Source organism: Roseovarius arcticus, from assembly GCF_006125015.1.
Lineage (GTDB): Bacteria > Pseudomonadota > Alphaproteobacteria > Rhodobacterales > Rhodobacteraceae > Roseovarius > Roseovarius arcticus.
In genome coordinates this window covers 2949291-2968267 of sequence record NZ_SZZN01000001.1, presented here as the reverse complement: position 1 = coordinate 2968267, position 18977 = coordinate 2949291, and the positions used below count along the sequence as shown (strand labels likewise).

The window sequence follows — 18977 nt, the reverse complement described above, 5'->3', positions numbered from 1 at the left end:
AATAGTGGTACTGAGGCGTTGTCGACCGAATAGAATATGTTGTCACTGTAGCACGAGGAGGGGAGAGAGGTGTTTTCCGTGGACGAAACCTCAAGAGCAAACTACTATAAATATCTGGCAAAACTGAATTTTGAGGCAGCTGACGCTGCTGATAAGATGGTCGGGTTTTGGCCCGGATATGAGGTTGCCGCACCACCGCCCGTAATGACTCTGTGCGCACATTCCATAGAGCTATCCCTGAAAGCGTTTTTGCTGGACCACGGCGAGGACGAGAAAATTGTGCGAAAGCTTGGTCACAACCTTATCGCATGCTTAGATAGGTGCGTTGAATTGGGTGCTGATGCCGACAGCATTGATCGCGGCATTCTCGAAATTATCTCTGACCTTCTTGGTTCTGGACGTCTTCGCTATGGGGAAGAAAGTGAGTTGGGAAGAGTGCCTGTCTACGGTCCCCTCAGCGAACTTTGCCGAACGTGTCTCGATTTGTGCGGAGCCCCCAAGCTGTCAGACATTTTTGAATAGAGGGTGCATCTACAGGACGTCCGCTTTTGGGAAGCTGCAATGCAGCAGATTGGTTCCAAGCAAATGGCCGCTCTGGGCCGAGAGCGTCGATCCCGGAAACGTGACCTTAGTAGAAATGCCGCAGCAGGAAGGCGGTGAGAGCTCTTCAGGTATTGGAACAGTTCAATTTTCTTTCATCCACTGCCCGACAATGTGTTGGGTATCCAAACGCGTATGTCGCGAAAATTCCTGACAGCATAATTGCGACCTGACCCGGTCGCATTCCTCGCAGATTGAAGCGCGCAAATCGGCCTAGATTCACGCGTCTTTCGGAGTGTGGGGGCGATGGTTCAGAACGATCTTTTTCAAGAAATGCTTGAGGCAATCTCACGAGTTTACGAGGCCGAGGCCGATCCGCAAGGGCCTCATACGGCAAAGACACTCATGGTGACGCCATCGCCGGTGAGCTTTGATCCGGTGCGGCCGTGTTGCCTAGCTGAAGGCATTCGCACGGTCTTGGCTGGTAGCGAACACCCGGCAGCACGCGCGGCTCTTAAGGCACATAATTTGCTGCCCTGGGGATCAAATCCCGTCGAAAGGAGTACCGAAAAGAGTATCGCCGCAATGATTAGCGTGGCCACCCTATTGGGGCCGGAAGGGCCGATCCCAGCGCCCGATGTCAGGCTGGGTTTGGTTTATATGCGGCCAGAAAGCTACTACCCGCTGCATATTCATGATGCTGACGAGACCTATGTCATTATCGCGGGGCAAGCGTTGTGGACAGCAGGAGATGATACCCGGATGCGGGGGGAGGGTGACATGATCCATCACCCCAGCCTAATGCCGCACGCCTTCTGTACTGGTTCTGAAGGATTTCTCGCGATCTGGCGCTGGAGTGGAGATATCAACACGCACTCCTATGCCTTCATCGAGGGTCAGGCGACCCAGTTGCAGGCCTGAGGGTCAGCCGCCTGATCCTCACTTCAATCTAATTGGGACCCACTAAACCTTAGTCACTGAATTCATGGGCTGTGGCAAACGGCAATTGCTTTGAAAGAGCAGGATAAACAGGGACGCAGAGTCGCGCGGTCATTAGTCAGCGGGGGTTGCTGGCCGACCGTTAGACCAAAAAAAAGGTGCAAATCGCCAAAATGGGAGCAATACGAAAGCTGCGTTGCGGTGGCAGGATTGTTGAGCAATGTCGCCTCTGGGCCGAACATACTGGGCATTCGATGCAGAATCCCCCATAGTGGTATTTTGCCTATTATCGAATACATCTATTCAGCCCATTCTGCCTTTGCTTACCTTGGCTCTGCGGAACTGAGCAAACTATGCGTCGAATATCATGTGTCCCTGGTCCACAAGCCGGTTCTGTTATCTCCAGTTGTGGAAGCGCAAGGCAGCCAACCTTTTCGTGCGCGAACGCAGGCGCATGTGGACTATTTCTTCGGGCGCGAAATTGAAAGATGGGCAGAGTATCGCGACGTTCCAATTATCAATTTCCGACCGACATGCCACGATGCCGATTACAGCCTCGCCTCCGGCATGATCCTGGCGCTCGAAGAGACTGGCACAAAGACCGATATGATGGCGCATGCCTTGCTCGAAGCCCATTGGCGCTACGATGCCGACCTTTCAAACCCTCAAACGCTTGCCAAGATGGCTGCGGGTTTAGGGCACGATGCGGATGCGCTGATGGAACAGGCGGCGTCGGAAACGGTTCAAGATAAGTTGGAAGAAAATTCGATTTGGGCGCGAGAGCAGAACATTTTTGGCTCGCCAACCTATATTGTCGATGGAGAACCGTTTTATGGTCAGGATCATCTTGGATTGGTCAAACGAGCGCTTTCTCAACCGTTTTCTGCATCAACGTGGTCCAATCCGCCCGTAGATTGAACTTTGCAAACTCAACGTTGGGCCTAAAAGGCAGCAAAACCGAACTTTAACCCGTTTGAAATCTCAAGATGTTGCGCAGTCCGCGAATGTCTGGTTTTGGGAGATTGGAAAATCGATTTCGAATGCCGTCGAATGGCTGGTTTGGGCCGCTCGTGTCACCAAACGAAGCCAAGATCGGGTCAATGCTGTGCTGCATCCGATGGCGGCAATGAGCCCAAATTAACATTTTTCGGCACCGCAGCGAATGGCGGCTTCAGGGTTTGTGCCGATAAACTTTAATCACCGCCATGTTGCGACGGGGTCGCTCAAGGCGTCTCGTTTGACCGTGATGCCAAGGCCTGGAGACATGGGCGTAAGGACGCCGCCATCTGTAATGGGTGCGTCAAAATCGGCGGTTTCAAGTGTAACCATATCACGGCAATCCAGAATGCAGCGCAGGTATCGTTGTGGCACCGTCGCCCCCAGATGGGCGATGCCCGCAAAGGCGATGGTCGAACCGACGGTGTCTTGCACAGACACAGTTAACCCAGCAGCGACACACATGTCACGGTGACGGCGTCCGTGGGTGAGGCCGCCTGCCTTGGAAATCTTCAACCCGATGCCGTCCGCAAGGTCCTGTGCCACGATTTGGGAGATGTCACAGTCTTGTTGTGCCAGCTCATCAATGATTATCGGTACATCACACCTTTGGCGTAAACTGAATGTTTCGCGCCAAGTGGCGCAGGGCGCCTCGAGTACAAAATCTAGGCCCGCAGGCAGCATCCGCAACATCCGCAATGCAGTTTCCGGTATCAATCCGCCGTTAGCATCGACGATGAAATATTCGCCCGGTTGGCGATCCGCGAGGGACGCCGCAATGCGTTCAGCGTCCAGCGCAGGGCCGCCTTCGCTATCAAGCGCACCAACTTTGACGGAATGTCCCATGTAGCCACGTGCGCGGTGATCGGCAACGCGCGCGCGCATATGCTCAGGATCACCGGCATAAATTGATGAGATCGTCGGCATCCGAATGCCTGTTGATCCGCCCAACAATTCGCACACAGGTAGGTTCACCGACTTGCCGAAAACATCCCAACAGGCAATATCCAACGCGGTTTTTGCGTGGTTATGCCCGACAAGTGCTTGATCCATTGTGTCGTTGATACGATCAACCTGGCGTGGGTCGCGCCCTAACAGATGCGGTGCAATTTCCGCGATGCCAGCACGGGTGCCAAGGGCGTGGGCGGCAATATAGCTTGATCCAAATGGTGTGCTTTCGCCCCATCCATCGATGCCGTCATCCGTGACAATGCGCACAATCGAGGCGTCAAAGCTGGTGTATTCTCGCCCGCCGGACAGCAGGTAAACCCCACCTGAATAAGGTAAATCAACTTGGTAAAGTTCTACTTTTGCAATCTTCATGTCGTCACCTGCGGCGGGATTAAAACGAGTTTTCCAGTGTGCTTTTTGGCAAGAAAATCTGTCTGGGCAAGGGCAATATCACGCAGCGGATAAGTCCGCGCCACAACCGGGCGGATTTCACCGGCCTCAATATAACCGATTAGATTGGCGAACACTTCGTCTTCCTGAAAGGTGCAGCCGAACAGCGTTAAGTCTTTGAGGTAAAGCGTGCGCACGTCGATCTGTGCCAGCGGTCCTGCAATGGCACCAGCGGTGGCATAACGCCCGCCACGACGAAGCACATCCAGAAACGATGGCCACTGATCCCCCGCGACAAGGTCGATCACCACATCCATGGACCCAGCCCCAAGCTCGGCGACCAGGTCGGCATTACGGTCGATCACTCGGTCCGCGCCAAGCGCCATAACCTCTGCCGTTTTGGAGGCCGATGACAGCGCAATCACCTCAGCGCCGCGTCGTTTGACCAGTTGAACAGCTGCGGACCCGACACCACCAGATGCACCCGTCACCAGTACCCGTTCAGCGCCCACATTTGCGCGATGCAGCATGTTTTCCGCTGTCGAATAGGCGCAAGGCACAGAGGCGAGTTCAGCGTCGGTCCAATTGCAGGCGACCGCATGAGTTTCGATCGCTGGGGCCACCGCAAACTGGGCAAACCCGCCGTCACATTCACTGCCAATAGTCCAACATTCATAGGGGCGAAAATCAACGTAGGTGCGCAACATATTACGGACCAAGACCCGTTCTCCGATACGCGCGTCGCTGACCCCGTCACCAACAGCCACGACATAACCGCAGACATCGGCACCTTGGATGCGCGGGAAGGTCAGCGGCGTGCCTGACCAGCTAGCGTCATCATCGTCCACACTGTCAAAGCCAGTTGCGCCACCGGTATCCGTGCCCTCGTTAACCGCCTTCGAATACCAGCCAATACGGGTGTTGATATCCGTGTTGTTGATACCTGCCGCAGCGACCTGGATCAGTAACTCACCAGGCTTTGGCTGCGGTATGGGCACATCCGTGCGGTAATCCAATTTTTCCATGCCGCCGTGACCAGTCAATAAAACCGCATGCATTGTATCTGGCCGCATCAAATGTCTTCCAATCATAAAGCGAGGTAAGCTGGTTTGGTCCAACCATCATAACAAGGGTCTAGTATTGCCATTATAAGTTACCGACATCTCTGTAGAACTATTCGTCGCTTTCGCGCCGATGGCCTACATCCCGATCCTCTAGTCCCAAAGCTTCTCGGCAGAAGCGGCCATTGGAGTATTTGCAGAGAATTCTCGCTTTGTCCGCACACTGTTAGTTCGACCAGCTCCGAGTTGTGCAAACGCGGCGAACGGCGGCAATGCGGGCTGCAACCGCAGAAATTCATGTCCTCGTTGAGTGACCGCTTTGGGCCGTTCGTTACGGCCGACATCAAGGGGCGGACAGTGTGCATTCGCTGCAGGTGCGGGGCTGCCCTGCGCCGATGGCGACAGCCAACATTCAAGCAGCCACGTATCAAGGGTATGTGCTGCGGTGCGGAAGGCGGCTTGGAGCCCAAATTGCAGGATGCTGCGGCGCTCGTGAAAGGCCGGTCTTGTTTCATGGAACTACAAGACGACACTTACCCTTTGTGATAAGTAACGACTCGCTCTATACTTACCCCCATGGATAACAATAGCCCCGAACTCGATATAGTGTTCCTCGCTTTCGCGGACAGCACTCGCAGAGCGGTCTTGAGACAGCTCGGCGATGGTCCGGCCTCTGTCAGTGATCTGGCCGCGCCTTTCGATATGGCGCTACCACCGTTCATGAAACACATCAGAACGCTGGAGAACGCGGGCCTGATCACCACCGAAAAGGTGGGCCGCGTCAGAACCTGCGAACTCAATCCAGAAAAATATACGGCTGTCGAGGACTGGCTCAGTAATCAGCGCCAGCAGTGGGCATCGCGATACCGAAAACTCGATCAACTGCTCCAACAACTGAAGGAAAAAGGCAGATGAAACCCGACCTCCACTACAGCTTTCAGGCTGACATGCAGACCAATAGGCTTACTATCCTACGCGAGTTCGACGCGCCAAAGGATTTGGTCTGGGACTGCTATACCAAGGCCGATCTGCTGGACCAGTGGTTCGCTCCCGAACCTTTCACGGCAAAAACCAAATCCATGGCTTTCGAGAAAGGCGGGCATTGGCATTTCGCCATGGTCGATCCTGATGGGAACGAACATTGGGTCCGCTTTGACTATGAGACGATCACACCAAAGGACGGCTATCACGCGCAAGATGCTTTCAGCGACTTGGACGGAGGCATCAATCGTAACATGCCCGTCTCGACATGGGATGTGACGTTTGAAGACGCAACGCCGCGAATTCTTGTGCAGATAATCTCGACCTACGAGACGCCCGAGGCGCTGCAAAAGGTGATCGATATGGGCATGCAGCAGGGCATGGAAGCCACATTGGCTCAGCTCGACAAATTGCTCCAAACCCGACTGTAATTCGTGCCTTCGAAGCGACAATAACAATGCACCGAATCAAAATCGCGGCGGTTGATGCTACCGTGACCGACAGGCGAACAGGAGTATGAACATGACGAACCAAAAGATCACCATCAGCACCACCGTCAATGCGCCGGTAGAGCGTGTCTGGCAGGCCTATACCTCGCCCGTCGACATCATGCAGTGGAATTTTGCTTCCGATGACTGGTGTTGCCCGAGAGCACAAACTGACCTGCGCGTCGGCGGCACGCACAAAGCACGGATGGAGGCTAGAGACGGCAGCATGGGTTTCGATTTCGTGGCGACTTACGAGGAAATGAAACCCAAGAAGGCCCTGACGCTCGCGATGATAGACGGACGCAAGGCGCGCACCACGTTCGAGGCGGTGCGAGGGGGCACAAAGGTGACAACCACGTTCGACGCTGAGACCGAAAACGCCATCGACATGCAGCGTGACGGCTGGCAGGCGATCCTCGACAATTTCAAAGCGCATACAGAAAACCAGAATACGAAGGGTTGAGTGAGCGAAGATGCCAACCATCACGGCTTGCAAATCGTCTCCTGACAAGGGCGCGGGACTCGCTCGTGACATGCGTATCCGTTGGGCGCTGGAAGAAGCCGGTCAGCCCTATGATGTGCGCCTTGTGGCCTTTGAGGAAATGAAGCAACCGGCGCACCTCGCACTTCAGCCCTTTGGCCAGATACCCACCTATGAAGACGGTGAAGTGGTGCTGTTCGAATCCGGGGCCATCGTCCTTTATATCGCGGAACGAAACGCGCGCCTGCTGCCCGAAGACAACGTTACTCGGGCCAAGGCCCTCAGCTGGATGTTTGCCGCTCTGAACACTGTCGAGCCGCCCATCGTGGAACGCGATTACGTGAAATACTTCGAGGCTGAAAAAAGTTGGCAGACCGAGCGGTTCGCTATGGTCGATGACCGTATACGAATGCGGCTGGATCAGCTTGCTAATGCCTTTGGTGACGCAACTTGGCTGGCAGGTTCTTTCAGCGCCGCCGATATTCTGATGGTCCACGCGATCCGCAGGCTGGAAGGGTCAGGGATATTGGAAAGCTATCCAGTGTTCATGAACTACATCGCCCGTGCTGCTGATCGACCCGCCTACAAGCGCGCATTCGCGGCGCAATACGAAGTTTTTCAAAACGTCACGTCAGCGTGAAAGCGGACCTTCGGACGGCACATTCAAAGGGTCGCTCCGTCCCGCTAAGCCGCCCTAGACGCACTTTGCAACGAAGATCGGCTTCGAGCCCACTTTACCAAATTTCTGCTGCGCGGCGAATGGCTGCTACCACAATAGAGTCCAAAACCTTCAACAACCACTTGAGTTTTGAACGGGGTTTTTGGCAGTCAAAAATAAGCTGTTTTTCTATTGTTCCAAAAAGGAGGGTTTTTGAGCGTTTAAATTTTGTCTCGGAACATTTGGCCCGGAGAAGTTCCATATTCCGTGCGGAATGCCGTGATAAACGATGATACGTCTTTGTATCCCACGTCGAATGCCGTCTGAGTGACCGAGACACCTGCACCAAGTCGAGCCAGCGCCGTTTGAAGCCGCAATTGTCGCCGCCATACACCGAAGGACATACCAAACTCCGACAAGAATTGCCGCGCGGCGGTGCGTTCGCTTAGACCCGCGCGTGGGGCCAGTTTCGATAGCGGGTCGCGATTAGAGGGGTCATTCAATAGAAGTTTCGCCAACCGTGCCAATGGCGCAGAAGATGAAATCGGCAAACCCGCTTTGGGAGCAGGCAAGGTATTCAGCCGGTCAAACAACACGCCGACCAACCGTTTGGCTTCTGGGGTTTTCCAGTCCGGTCCGAGGTCCGCAACTTCGGGTAACAACGCGTGGGTCAGTGCATCGATGGCGACAACGCCTTGTTGTCGTGCGCCGTAGCGCTCTGGCTCGACATAGCAGGTTGTCAGCGTAAAAGGCGTGGCAGAAACGATCCTGTGTTCGGTGCCGGGTGCGATCCAGACGCCGCGCTGTGGTGGGATTGTCCACTGATGATGCCGGGTGGCAACGGTGAGTGTTCCTTGGCTCACATGGATGAGTTGTGCGCGGCGATGCGCGTGGAACGGCACACGGATATGCTCATACCGCTCTTTCAAAACGAAGATAGGCATCGGCGTCTGGTCAGGATTAATCCGCGTTGTCATCGCGTCTCTTGAATTTGGCTGCCAATCCATATTATTTGGCAGATAATGGAAAGTCTGCCAACCCTCCTGTTGCTATATGTCCGGTATCAACATCAAAACAGGAGAAAACTGATGAAGGTAGCAATTCTTGGGCGCGGCAACATGGGCTGGCCAATCGCCGAGTTGAGCCGCAAAGCCGGATATGACGTGAGCGTTGTGGGTCAGGACGGAGACGCAGAAGCCGCAATCAAGGCCGCCGACCTAATCGTGCTCGCCCTGCACTATGATCCTGCGAAGGCGCTGCTATCCAGGAAAACCGTTCAGGACGCGCTCAACGGGAAGGTGCTGATAGATGTGACCAACCCGCTGGCACCGGATTACATGAGCCTGACGGTCGGGTATAATACGTCTGCAGGGGAGACTTTGGCTGCGATGATCCCCGGCACGCGGGTGGTCAAAGCATTCAACACGGTCTTTTCCGATCTTCTCAAGGCACAGGCGGCTGGTACGGACTCGCCAGTGCCAGTCTATGTTGCAGGGGATGATGCTGATGCGCGCGCACTGGTCGTGACTTTTGTCGAAGACTTGGGAATGGTGGCAATCGAAAGCGGCCCGCTCAGCAACGCACGGTATCTCGAACCGATGGCTGAGATGATGATTCAACTCGGATACGGACTGGGTCACGGTGCAGAGATCGGTTTCGCACTTGTGAAAGCCGCCTGATAAGATCGCCTGCCCAGGGGGGGCGGTCTATCGTCCGCCTCCCAAAAACCACTGTTTGTTGAACAGTTTTCTCAAAGCCGACATCTGCACAGAAAAATCGTAGGGCCGCTTCGTCCGCATCTGTTGAGTTCGCACACGGTGCAGCGAAAGGCGGGTCGTCCTAGACTTGCCGTTCGAGGAACACGCGGCGAAGGTTCCTGAAGAGCCCACTTTACCTATTTTCTGCGGCGCAACGAATGTCAGGTTTGGCCGATGTGAGACGGCCAAACCCCTTGCTTCATAATAGTGAAAAGTTAGCTAAGACTATAAGGGCGACGTCAGACACCGTGCCTCCAACGCAAGCGATTGTTCTAGTCGCCATGGGCGGAGGTACGCATCCTTGCAAGGTGATCATCCCACCCCTTGTCGAGCGCTAGTGTAAGTCCATAGGCTTCTGCCCCTTGTGGCAGACCTTCATGTCTCAGGGATAGATTTGTGCCGCCCGGAACTTCAGTTAGAAACCATCTGACCGTGCTGGACTGATCCCCCATAGGCGCAATCGCAAAGGTGTATTCAAGCTGCGTGAACGGCTTCGCGACCAGGACCTTCCCCCACATCAGCCTATCGCCGCTTTCGGTCCCAAACATTTCATACTCGCCTTCGACCAGCGCCGTCTTGGGCTTGTGGAACCAGATCGCCAGCTTGTCGGGGTCAGTCAGATAGGCCCAGACCTGTGCAGGCGTCGCTTTGAGATAGATTGATTTCTGGAGTACGGTATCGGTCATTGCATATCCTTTTCAATTTCTGTCTTGAGAGTGTTGAGGCGCTCGTCCCAGAAGGCATCGAAGTAATCGAACCAGCTCATTACTCTCTTCAGCCCATCCGTGTTCAGCGAATTCAGCCGTGACCTGCCCTCTGCTTGAACCGAGATGAGATTGCCTTCGCGAAGGATCGTCAGGTGCTTTTTCACCGCGGCCCGGGTCATCTGAAAGTTGTCAGCGACTTCGGCAATCGTCATGTCGTTGTTGGCAAGCAATTGAAGAATACTGCGTCGGGTAGGGTCGGCCAGCGCCCGAAATCCCATCTGTTCAGCACCTGTCATTGTGCTGCGGGCTGGAAATCGAATGCCCCGTCTTGATACAGATAGGCAATGCAGGGTTCATCGGATACGCATGCAGAGATATGCGCCAAGCCGCTTGAAATGCGGTAGTAAGAACCGGGTCCGATTACTCTGGCTGCGTCAGGATCATCGCCGTTGGCGTAGTGGATCATTTCACCTTGCAACGTGACCCCAAACATATTTGCAGATTTCACATGTGGTGGGCTTATCGTTCCAGCGGGCAATCTGACGAGCGCCTGATAAGGCTCTGCAAACCGATCCCCCTGTAGAGCAGAGAATGCGACACCTTCGGGCGTTGTCTCCCAAACATAGTCGTCCGCGTCCAATAATGTGATCTGCTCGGCGTGTGCAGATAGGGGCGCAATGAGTGATGCGACAATCGATGCCAAGAATGATTGTTTCACTTTGATTCCTTTATGATACTATTTGGTATCACTTCTATACGAAACCAAAAGGTATCATGTCAAGCGACATTGCGATTAGGGAGAAGCGTAAAACAGACGTTAAGCTTTGCATGTCCAACGGTCGCTTCTCTAATCGGGCGTTTGGGTCAAGTTTATTTCATCGTTTTGTTCCTGTGCTGCAGGGACCTCTGTCTCTCATCCGGGTCACGCTTCTCTTCGCAGTCATCGATGGCCCGGTTCGATTGCCATTTTGGTACGTCATTTCAAATCTCGTTTCTTGGTGTGGAAGGCCGAATAGGAGGCAGTGACGAATGCTTTTGCCGACGCTTTGGCGGCCTTAGCATTGAGCGTATCAAGATTTCTGCGGCCAGCAGATTGAGCATCCAAGCGAAGATCATCAGCCCGTCGCGTAAAGGCCCCATCGCTTCGGAGCCGACCGCAATGATCCAGGCGATGCCCAAAACGGTTTGGGTCGACGCGCCCTGAGCGATGGCATAGGCCCGCACCATTGACGCGCTGTGTTGAAAAACTTTGTGGGATCTGATTGCGATTACGCCCCAGATGATGAGGCCGATCATTGCTGGGCCCAAGACCATCCGCACCCAATAAAGTGAGGCCCCCTGGAGCGCTTCGGGAAAGGCATAAAAATGCGTCATCCAAACAGCTGTGAGCGCGGACACACATCCCGCCACCGCAACCACCCGTCCGATGGCGCGATGAGCCGCCGGACGTTGGCGTCGCAGGCTTGGCAAGAACTGAGAAGCACCGAGGACGCAGAACAGAATGCTGCTCAGGATGTGGAAAGTAATGGGGAGCGGAGCAAGCGATGCCCGCGGGTTTGCTGGTGCGATTTGTGGCCCGCCTGCAAGCTCAAGAACCCGTACCAACCCGCCAAAAACCGGAATGAACGAATAGACCAAGATGAAGCCAAGGACGATCCACTCTGATTTTGCGAGGCGTAATTTGGGGACTTTTCGAGTTGAAGAGATCATTGGGGCCGCCGTGCCCAAAAGGCAGTGCTCGCGAAGCCAGCACAGGAGCCGAGCTGAACCGGTTGGTATCCGACATCGACAAGCTGGAAACCATGTAGCCACGCAACTCCCTGCTGTTCCGTGATCGCCCATGTTCGCCACAGAAGTTGGACGAGTGCTCCGAAAATCGAGTGTCGTGTCACGCAAAGGAACACCATTCCGCCCGGCCTTAGAACGCGGACCATCTCAGCAAGGGCGCGTTGCGGGTCCGGTAAATGTTCAAGGACATGCGCGGCCATAACAACGTCAAAAGACTGATCATCATAGGGCAATGTCAGAACATCAGCTTGCAGAAGGTGCGCGCGCAGCCCGGCGTGCTGCATCTTGGAGCTGGCCTGCACCAGCATTTCAGCAGAGGTATCAATTCCATGGTAGTAGACCGGACCCTGAAGAATGCTATCAAGAGCAATCGATAGGCTCCCGTTCCCGATGCCGCAATCAAGTATCCGCGCCTCTGGCCCAATCTGCATAATGCCTCTTGCGACTTGAGAGGTCACAAGCGGTTCTCGATACGCGGCTTCCAGTTGAAAACGACGCGCCGTCCGCTCCCAACTACCCGAGACCGCGTCGTAACGGCTGGCAAGGTCCGCAGAGGAGAGCGGCCGCCTACTAATGAAGACTTCCCAAGAACCAATGCGACGAGAGGTCATGGGGATTGCCTTTTCCATCGCAGGGGTGTGCGACGCCCTCGGGCTTTGGTTTTCTAGCTTCGTCATATTTCTTTGCTTGCCTAAAGTTTGGTCGATGACAAAACATAGAACGCCGTTTATCGATACGGAATTGCGTATCATTCTTGGTTTGGTATACGTAAATGATGGAGTGGAAACGATCAGCTTTCGACTGGAACCAAGCGCGGGCGTTTCTCGTTACCGCTGAAGAAGGCTCGCTATCCGCAGCCGCGCGTGCCCTTGGGCTGACGCAACCAACGCTGAGCCGACAGGTCGGGGGTCTCGAAGACGCGCTTGGTGTGACACTCTTTGAACGGACATCGCGCGCGCTTTTGCTGACACAATCAGGCGTAGAGTTGCTTTCACATTTCCGGACGATGGGCGATGCGGCAAACACCATATCCCTTGCCGCAACCGGCCAATCCCAAGCTGTGACCGGACATGTGTTGATCTCTGCTACAGACCTGATGGCGACGCATTTTCTGCCGCCAATCCTCAAGAAATTGCGCAACACCGCGCCAGATCTTCAGATCGAGATTATCGCATCAAATGAGTTAAGCGATTTGCGGCGGCGTGAAGCTGACATAGCAATCCGTCATGGTCGACCCAAAGACGAGACCTTGTTTGCGAAACGGCTAAGGGACACAACGGCGCATCTTTTTGCGTCCAAACAGTACCTTGACGAAGTTGGTCGCCCAAAGACGGTCGCTGATCTTGAAAAATTAATGTTTGTCGGTTTCGACCAACCAGAACTGCGCCTTGGATTGATGACATCACGTGGCGTGAATCTAACGACAGCAAATTTCAATTTTTCAACGTCGAGTCACACGCTGATGCTCGAACTTATCCGGCAAGGTTTTGGGATTGGTATTCTTCCGATCGAAATAGGGGCGGCTTATCCGGAGCTTGAAAATCCTTATCTGGCGTTTGAGCCAATCAGCATCGAGACGTGGCTGGTGGCCCACCGCGAGCTAAAGACAAATCTACGAATTCGCGTGGTTTTTGATCTGCTGGCAGAAGGCATTGGATAGAAGCAGTTAGGCTCGTCCATGACCCTCAGAGCAGCGTCTGACGTTTACGGTGCATAACGGCTAACTGCCTCATTGGCCGGTCAGCATGAAGAACTCGATCGGCTGGCCGTTTGGGTCAATAATCCTGAGAATATGAATGCCCGGCTCCGCAATAATCTTGGGCATGGAAAGGCCTGCCTGGGCGGCGCGGCCCTGCACTTGTTCCAGGTCGCCGGATTGAAGATACGGCACGGACCCGGTGCCGGGGCCTGAGTCAGGAGCGTATCTCTCCCGCGCCACAATTGCGAACCAACCGCCAGCAATGTGGAAGGCAACGAAGTCGTCGAGTTGGATAGCCGGTTCACGGTCGAAGAGCGTTCGATAGAACGCCTCCGATGACGCCATATCTTTCGTCGGAACATAGGCGCCCATGGCGAGAATGGCATCGCCGTGTGGCGCGTTCTCGGCCTGAGCCCCACTCAAGGCTGCCAAGAATGTGGATAGGGATAGGGCAAGGATCGTTTTCATTGGATCGGCTCTCCCGGGGTCGAATGGATGTCACGGAGTATATCCAAGGGAGCATCCCAAACCGGACGGTCTTCAGAAAATTCGTGGAAGGAGTGAGCAATCCCGGGGTCGCTATCGAGGCACTGGGCGTTGATTGGAAAGGATTTATCCGGGGACAGAGGTTCCCCGAGGGCCGTGCCACAGGATCGGCAGAAGGAGCGGGTGTAGGTATAGGGCGCGCGGGGCTGAATCGTCTCGATATGGCCTTCGCCTTCGAGCAGGCTGAATTGTTCCCGTTTGATGAATATGATCGACGATGAACCGAGTTTTCGGCAGCGTGAACAATGACATGTGCCCAAGCCGGAGGGCGTACCTTCTATGGCGAAGCGGACCGAACCGCAGGCACAACTTCCTTTGATGGTCATCGAAGTTCCTCTCTTTTTGTTTCGATGGTCACCCCATACCACCCCTATGCTGACACCGTGTTGTCACCATAGTGTCAGCATTGTACGTTTGGCTGGAGGGAGGCCGATATGAGACGTGGCGACAGGTTATTTGAGATCATCGAAATCCTGCGCCGCGCGCGAGCTCCAATCTCAGGCCAATCCATCGGCCACGAACTCGGCGTGACCAAAAGGACGGTTTATCGCGACATTGCCGCCTTGATGGCACAAGGCGTTCCGATCGAGGGCGAGGCGGGCGTCGGCTACATCCTAGAGGCGGGGTTTCATATGCCGCCGCTGATGCTGACCAGCGATGAGATTGAGGCCGCGATCCTCGGCGCGCAATGGGTCCGGACACGCGGCGAACCCGAGTTGGCCTTAGCGGCCAAGAAATTATTGACCAAGGTTGAAGCGGTCGTTCCAAGGACGTTTGAGACCTCTTTTGTTGAGCCTGCGGTGAGTGTGGCACCTGTCGAGCAGCTCTCGGAAGTGCTTGGGGCGGCGGACATCCGTCTGGCCATTCGTCAGGGGGTTAAATTGTTCATTACTTATCGTGACTCCCGTAATGTGCTGACCGACCGGGTGATCTGGCCGATCCTGCTTGGCTATCGGGACAATGGACGGATCGTGGCGGCCTGGTGTGAACTCAGGCAGGGATTTCGCTATTTTCGGACAGAACGGATCGTCGAGGGGGAGGTGCTAACTGAGAAAACTCCGCGCCGGATGGACCATTTGAAGGCCGAATGGCGGGCAGCGATGGATGAGTATCGGCAACGTTATAACCAAACGGCTAATACCAGTTAGACGTCACCACGAGTTCGCCGCGCAACAACCATCGCAACCGGTCAAGTCCGCTGAGCCCCCCCCCCCCCCCTCAGCGATCGCCAATGCTGCGTTTGCGACGAACGGCGGCTTTAGGGAAGCTGCGATGCGGTGCCGACTAAGTCGATTAATGGCAGCTTTGGGCCGTTCAAGTTGAGCGACATCGCTCCTCAGTGACCGCATTTCTGCATCGCGGAATTCGGTTCCCTTTTTCGCTCTAGCTTTGGTCTGGTTCTGACCATATGTAATAATTCTCTCTGCATGGTATCTAACGGGATTTGATCAGTCTGGCGCTTGGCATAGATACCCGTTAAATATCGCGGCAAACTTGGTCAGAAAACAGTGACCACTTAAATTTGCTTGGGGGAGATGCTTGTAGATGGAAGATGTAGAATACGTCAAGTCCATATTGTTGAGGCATTTCAAAACAGAGCACTCACATGAAATACCTTATCCCACTCTGGACGAGGTCATCATGGAGAAATCGTTTGAGTATCTCTTGGGCGTCGTGGAGGGGGAAGTACCAAACGGAAGCAAGAGCCGGGAAGGTCACGACTACCTTTGGTTTCAGCACGGCAAGAAGTCGATACTTACGCACCGCTTCATCGCAGCAATAACTCTTGGGAAATGGCTGCCGAGGGACTTTGATGTCGACCACGTAAACCACAACCCATCAGACAATAACCCTACCAATCTTCGGATTGTGACACGCCGCGATAACGCCGGAAACAGGCGCAGAGCTTTGCTCTCAGAGCTAGCTGACCTGAAAGCCGTTGATGTAGCTCAGAGAGAGCTCTTACCTTCGAAGAGCCCTCAACGCGAACAACGCGAGCCAGATCCGGAGCCCATTAACGATAGTCAATCGTCCGACATAGCCTTCGGTAGTCCCATTCCTCAGGTCACCTACACGGGCGAGACCAAGCCAGCGAATTATGGTCTTACTTGGCACAAAACTAATCTGGGTTCTTGGCATCTGCACAAAGATTGACCCGCCAATTTGACCGAGCCAGTTCGACGTGCTGAACTGGGCATTTGAGCTGTAGCTACGAACCGAAGACCACTATTTGAGCGGCATTTGAGATCGAACGGTATGTTCGCGTTGCAATCCTTCACTTCTCGAATATGCAGCGCAATGCACTGAATGACTGTTTTGGTGAAGCTGCGACGCGGCGGGGACATTGTCATTTTCGAAACCCATCAAAAGCGGTTCGGTGACGTGGTCGACATTGCTGGCGTGATAGTCGGCCTCCATGTCAAAACCTCCCGGGATCGTCACACGACACCGCGTGCCAAGATCAATCGTCATTAACGCCGTCACGGGTCGGAAGCGGACGCAAGCAAAAGCTACCACGCCCAAGATGCTGAACGTGCTTGTATTTTTTCCTGTCACCACGCTGACAGCGGACTTATCGAGCCCGGCCATCATCAGGGCGTGCGGCAATGATTCATTGTGAAATGTTAAAACCAATACGTCCAGCCAATCGTTGATAGTTAGCGACTGACTTTTGCAGGAAGTCATCATCTCCTTTGCCAAAGCCAGCCTCCAAGAGAACCGGCTTCATGCCATCGGATAGAAAGTCTTCCAGAATGCGCTCTCGCATCCGCTCATGCCAACCACTACGCCCGATTGGAAACCAGACAAACCCGTTCCTTGGCTGCTCGGCCAACTCGGCTTCAAGTTCGGCGATCTCGGCCCGTTCCAGGTGCGCCAGACTGCCGAGGACTTCCCAGCTCTCATAGAGCCGCTCGAACTCCGGCAGCACGCCCACAAACGACTTGCCCCACTCTTCAAATAGCCCGCAAAGGTGATCGCTCAGAGCGGTCTTCCGCCGGTCAAACCCTTCGAGATTCTTCCAATAGTCGTTGTTGCCTCCTGGCCATGCCCAAAGGAACAGCCGCTCAACGGCCCGCTTTGTATCGTTGCTGTTGCGTCTTTTGACCGGCGAAAGATACAATTCATGTAGGTCAGCCCAACGCTCACTGCGAGCAAGTCCTAGACCATAGCCGGTCATAACCAGAACGGCTGGGTAGGTTCGGGTGTCCAGCCAGACATTGAGACCTGCCCCTTCGCGGTCAGCATGGGCGCAGAGCATTCGAATGACATCCAGCACCAAAGACTTCTCGCTACCGTCACCCCAGCGCCCTAGAACACCGGCCATGCGTGCAAGCGGCTCGGTCAGGGCTTCATACAGGGCAACGCGCCGCCTGAATTCATCCAGGCTGAATTGCACTTGACCGGTGAGTTCAGCAGCGTCGAGCTTATCGAGAAGATTCTGAGTTTGCGTCGTGAAGAGCTCATCAAGCTGAATGCGGTGCTCCGGCTTCGCCAAATACCGCTTTACCGAATTCACCAGAAGATCGATGCTCAGCGGATTCTGCCGATGAGTGCGGGCCAGGGTTTCAACCCGTTCCTTCAGCACGCCAAGAAATCCGTCAGCATCAGCGATCTCTATCACTTTCGCATCCCGCTGCTTGGCGATCTCTGCGGCTCCATCACCGAGCTTGCCCCGCGCAGCCCAAAACAAGGGATAACGTCGCGCTGGCGCGCGCAGAATTGCAGCGCGCAGCGCGTGATCCCATTCTCCCGACCAGCCACAAACGATAAGACCATGCTCATCAACGATGCGGTCAAGAAGTGTGTCATACTCAGGGGGATAGGCGGTCAGTTCTTCGTCTGTGTTAAGAATGCGCGCATCCTTGTAGTCGCCGTGCAGCTTCACGAGATAGCAGTTCGTGTGAGAGAGCGGCTCGGCACCCTTGAGGGCATCGACCGAGCCGACAACAGTCGGCTCCACACCCTGCTCTCGCAGGGCATTTTCCAGGAGCCGGTCGAAGTTGGTCGTAACAATGACTTTGACGTAACCCTCGCGCACAAGCGATGCGATGGCGTGATGTGCTTTCGTCGGGAGTTTGCGACCTTCCTTGCGGTCTTTTTCATCCGGTTCAATGTAGCTGTGCAGGATTGAGCGGCGCTCATCGCGAGACAGCCCCAATTCGCCGACCAGTTCAGAATAATTCGGCTCCTTGCCTGTCTTATCCTTGTACCAAGCTGCCCAGTCCGTTTGATCTTCAAAGCCTTGCGCTGCTGCAGTACGGCGAACGAGATCAATGGTGATCTCCCATCCGGTTGGAATTTCCGCTGCGCGTGACATGCCCGATCCCACGAGCAACGCGTAAACGCCCTTATTCTCGTAAACCGAGAAGGCGAGCTGTGTAAGCGGATCACCGGCTAATATCGACATGGTCTCTCCGTGAATGCTTGTTTCATGCCCTGCCGCCCCCGAGGATCTCTCATTCAAAACGAAAGTTTGCGGGTTCTCATTTCATATTCCTCGGTTTCGTTGTGAGCAAGCGCGTCGGGCGCGGCACCATCAAATCTTTCATGCGCTCGACGCGCTTTTGCGGCACGTTGTTGGCCAACAGTGAATGCGGTCTGACGTGATTGCAGTCGTATCGCTAATGGGGAAGCTGCTCGCCATCCGGAGAGATAATCATCAACCCACACCTCATAAAAGCACCACGAACCTGTATCGACTATGTGCTGATCCATGAACTCGCCCACCTGAAGCACCACGACCACGGTCCTGCATTCAGGAACTTGATCGACGCCCATGCTGGCGACTGGCGGAAGGCTAAACATCACCTGGATGGATTGGTTGAACTTCTTCTGCACGAATAAGCCAGACGTGGCTCCAATAAGATATTGTAGGTCTGGTGGGTAACCATGGTATTTGAGTATGCGTTTACCGCACTCTCCGGCAATTAGGATTTAGGCAAGGCAGTGTGTCGAAAAATACCGGAGCAAGGATCGTTTCTCGGAAATTTGCTC

24 protein-coding genes and 1 pseudogene are annotated in these 18977 nt (G+C 54.6%); 12 read left to right on the top strand and 13 right to left on the bottom strand.

Annotation, left to right across the window (positions count from 1 at the left end; translation table 11 throughout):
* Positions 1 to 78 precede the first annotated feature (78 nt).
* The 3 genes from MK6180000_RS14265 (at position 79) to MK6180000_RS14255 (ending at position 2397) form a co-directional block, all read left to right on the top strand.
* The gene (locus tag MK6180000_RS14265) at positions 79 to 522 is read left to right on the top strand and encodes a hypothetical protein (RefSeq protein WP_138935336.1); all 444 of its coding nucleotides are present in this window, start codon (positions 79 to 81) and stop codon (positions 520 to 522) included.
* A 324-nt stretch (positions 523 to 846) separates the two neighbouring features.
* A complete protein-coding gene (locus tag MK6180000_RS14260) occupies positions 847 to 1461 on the top strand; it encodes a dimethylsulfonioproprionate lyase family protein (RefSeq protein ID WP_138935335.1) in 615 nt (204 codons plus the stop codon).
* 231 nt (positions 1462 to 1692) lie between these two features.
* A complete protein-coding gene (locus MK6180000_RS14255) occupies positions 1693 to 2397 on the top strand; it encodes a 2-hydroxychromene-2-carboxylate isomerase (RefSeq protein ID WP_246040534.1) in 705 nt (234 codons plus the stop codon).
* Positions 2398 to 2676: 279 nt separating this feature from the next.
* On the opposite strand, the gene MK6180000_RS14250 is transcribed toward MK6180000_RS14255, so the two are convergent.
* Both MK6180000_RS14250 and MK6180000_RS14245 read right to left on the bottom strand, forming a co-directional pair.
* Entirely contained in the window at positions 2677 to 3798 is a 1122-nt protein-coding gene (locus MK6180000_RS14250) for a mandelate racemase/muconate lactonizing enzyme family protein (RefSeq protein ID WP_138935334.1), read from the bottom strand.
* Complete coding sequence (locus MK6180000_RS14245; RefSeq protein ID WP_246040533.1) at positions 3795 to 4841, bottom strand: alcohol dehydrogenase family protein; 1047 nt, start codon at positions 4839 to 4841, stop codon at positions 3795 to 3797. The genes MK6180000_RS14250 and MK6180000_RS14245 overlap by 4 nt, the downstream gene beginning before the upstream one ends.
* Before the next feature lie 612 nt (positions 4842 to 5453).
* On the opposite strand from MK6180000_RS14245, the gene MK6180000_RS14240 reads away from it, so the two are divergent.
* From MK6180000_RS14240 to MK6180000_RS14225, 4 genes are all read left to right on the top strand, one after another.
* A complete protein-coding gene (locus tag MK6180000_RS14240; RefSeq protein WP_138935333.1) occupies positions 5454 to 5792 on the top strand; it encodes an ArsR/SmtB family transcription factor in 339 nt (112 codons plus the stop codon).
* Positions 5789 to 6289, top strand: a complete 501-nt coding sequence (locus MK6180000_RS14235; RefSeq protein ID WP_138935332.1) for an SRPBCC family protein — start codon at positions 5789 to 5791, stop codon at positions 6287 to 6289. Before MK6180000_RS14240 ends, MK6180000_RS14235 begins: the two co-directional genes overlap by 4 nt.
* Before the next feature lie 91 nt (positions 6290 to 6380).
* Positions 6381 to 6809 carry an SRPBCC family protein gene (locus tag MK6180000_RS14230; protein WP_138935331.1) on the top strand — a complete coding sequence of 143 codons (429 nt, stop codon included), beginning with the start codon at positions 6381 to 6383 and terminating at the stop codon, positions 6807 to 6809.
* Between the two features lie 10 nt (positions 6810 to 6819).
* Positions 6820 to 7467 carry a glutathione S-transferase family protein gene (locus MK6180000_RS14225; RefSeq protein ID WP_138935330.1) on the top strand — a complete coding sequence of 216 codons (648 nt, stop codon included), beginning with the start codon at positions 6820 to 6822 and terminating at the stop codon, positions 7465 to 7467.
* Between the two features lie 239 nt (positions 7468 to 7706).
* On the opposite strand, the gene MK6180000_RS14220 is transcribed toward MK6180000_RS14225, so the two are convergent.
* On the bottom strand, positions 7707 to 8462 hold the full coding sequence (locus MK6180000_RS14220; protein ID WP_171054634.1) for an AraC family transcriptional regulator: 756 nt from the start codon (positions 8460 to 8462) through the stop codon (positions 7707 to 7709).
* Positions 8463 to 8573: 111 nt separating this feature from the next.
* Here MK6180000_RS14220 and MK6180000_RS14215 point away from each other — a divergent pair, with 111 nt between their 5' ends.
* Entirely contained in the window at positions 8574 to 9164 is a 591-nt protein-coding gene (locus tag MK6180000_RS14215) for an NADPH-dependent F420 reductase (protein ID WP_138935327.1), read from the top strand.
* 350 nt (positions 9165 to 9514) lie between these two features.
* Here MK6180000_RS14215 and MK6180000_RS14210 read toward each other — a convergent pair whose 3' ends face one another.
* From MK6180000_RS14210 to MK6180000_RS14190, 5 genes are all read right to left on the bottom strand, one after another.
* A complete protein-coding gene (locus tag MK6180000_RS14210; RefSeq protein ID WP_138935326.1) occupies positions 9515 to 9928 on the bottom strand; it encodes an SRPBCC family protein in 414 nt (137 codons plus the stop codon).
* Entirely contained in the window at positions 9925 to 10245 is a 321-nt protein-coding gene (locus MK6180000_RS14205) for a metalloregulator ArsR/SmtB family transcription factor (protein ID WP_138935325.1), read from the bottom strand. The genes MK6180000_RS14210 and MK6180000_RS14205 overlap by 4 nt, the downstream gene beginning before the upstream one ends.
* The gene (locus MK6180000_RS14200) at positions 10242 to 10667 is read right to left on the bottom strand and encodes a DUF4437 domain-containing protein (protein WP_171054633.1); all 426 of its coding nucleotides are present in this window, start codon (positions 10665 to 10667) and stop codon (positions 10242 to 10244) included. Before MK6180000_RS14200 ends, MK6180000_RS14205 begins: the two co-directional genes overlap by 4 nt.
* Positions 10668 to 10930: 263 nt before the next feature.
* On the bottom strand, positions 10931 to 11659 hold the full coding sequence (locus MK6180000_RS14195; protein WP_138935323.1) for a DUF2306 domain-containing protein: 729 nt from the start codon (positions 11657 to 11659) through the stop codon (positions 10931 to 10933).
* Positions 11656 to 12414, bottom strand: a complete 759-nt coding sequence (locus tag MK6180000_RS14190; protein ID WP_212751907.1) for a class I SAM-dependent methyltransferase — start codon at positions 12412 to 12414, stop codon at positions 11656 to 11658. Before MK6180000_RS14190 ends, MK6180000_RS14195 begins: the two co-directional genes overlap by 4 nt.
* Positions 12415 to 12509: 95 nt before the next feature.
* Here MK6180000_RS14190 and MK6180000_RS14185 point away from each other — a divergent pair, with 95 nt between their 5' ends.
* Entirely contained in the window at positions 12510 to 13397 is an 888-nt protein-coding gene (locus tag MK6180000_RS14185; protein WP_342777727.1) for a LysR family transcriptional regulator, read from the top strand.
* 69 nt (positions 13398 to 13466) lie between these two features.
* Here MK6180000_RS14185 and MK6180000_RS14180 read toward each other — a convergent pair whose 3' ends face one another.
* Together MK6180000_RS14180 and MK6180000_RS14175 are read right to left on the bottom strand one after the other, a co-directional pair.
* A complete protein-coding gene (locus MK6180000_RS14180; protein ID WP_138935321.1) occupies positions 13467 to 13904 on the bottom strand; it encodes a VOC family protein in 438 nt (145 codons plus the stop codon).
* Positions 13901 to 14308 carry a GFA family protein gene (locus MK6180000_RS14175; RefSeq protein ID WP_138935320.1) on the bottom strand — a complete coding sequence of 136 codons (408 nt, stop codon included), beginning with the start codon at positions 14306 to 14308 and terminating at the stop codon, positions 13901 to 13903. The genes MK6180000_RS14180 and MK6180000_RS14175 overlap by 4 nt, the downstream gene beginning before the upstream one ends.
* Before the next feature lie 108 nt (positions 14309 to 14416).
* Here MK6180000_RS14175 and MK6180000_RS14170 point away from each other — a divergent pair, with 108 nt between their 5' ends.
* Together MK6180000_RS14170 and MK6180000_RS14165 are read left to right on the top strand one after the other, a co-directional pair.
* Positions 14417 to 15130: a helix-turn-helix transcriptional regulator gene (locus tag MK6180000_RS14170; protein WP_138935319.1), complete on the top strand. Its 714-nt coding sequence runs from the start codon at positions 14417 to 14419 to the stop codon at positions 15128 to 15130.
* A gap of 397 nt (positions 15131 to 15527) precedes the next feature.
* Positions 15528 to 16136, top strand: coding sequence for an HNH endonuclease signature motif containing protein (locus tag MK6180000_RS14165; RefSeq protein WP_138935318.1), 609 nt, complete (start codon positions 15528 to 15530; stop codon positions 16134 to 16136).
* Between the two features lie 72 nt (positions 16137 to 16208).
* Here MK6180000_RS14165 and MK6180000_RS14160 read toward each other — a convergent pair whose 3' ends face one another.
* The 3 genes and pseudogenes from MK6180000_RS14160 to MK6180000_RS14150 form a co-directional block, all read right to left on the bottom strand.
* Positions 16209 to 16589 carry a hypothetical protein gene (locus MK6180000_RS14160; protein WP_171054632.1) on the bottom strand — a complete coding sequence of 127 codons (381 nt, stop codon included), beginning with the start codon at positions 16587 to 16589 and terminating at the stop codon, positions 16209 to 16211.
* A 4-nt stretch (positions 16590 to 16593) separates the two neighbouring features.
* Positions 16594 to 18390 carry an SIR2 family protein gene (locus MK6180000_RS14155; RefSeq protein ID WP_138935316.1) on the bottom strand — a complete coding sequence of 599 codons (1797 nt, stop codon included), beginning with the start codon at positions 18388 to 18390 and terminating at the stop codon, positions 16594 to 16596.
* A 53-nt stretch (positions 18391 to 18443) separates the two neighbouring features.
* A pseudogene (locus tag MK6180000_RS14150) lies at positions 18444 to 18604 on the bottom strand (IS3 family transposase); the annotation flags it as partial.
* 31 nt (positions 18605 to 18635) lie between these two features.
* Between MK6180000_RS14150 and MK6180000_RS14145 the strand changes: the two are divergent.
* Complete coding sequence (locus MK6180000_RS14145; protein WP_138936518.1) at positions 18636 to 18827, top strand: YgjP-like metallopeptidase domain-containing protein; 192 nt, start codon at positions 18636 to 18638, stop codon at positions 18825 to 18827.
* The last annotated feature ends 150 nt before the right edge of the window (positions 18828 to 18977 follow it).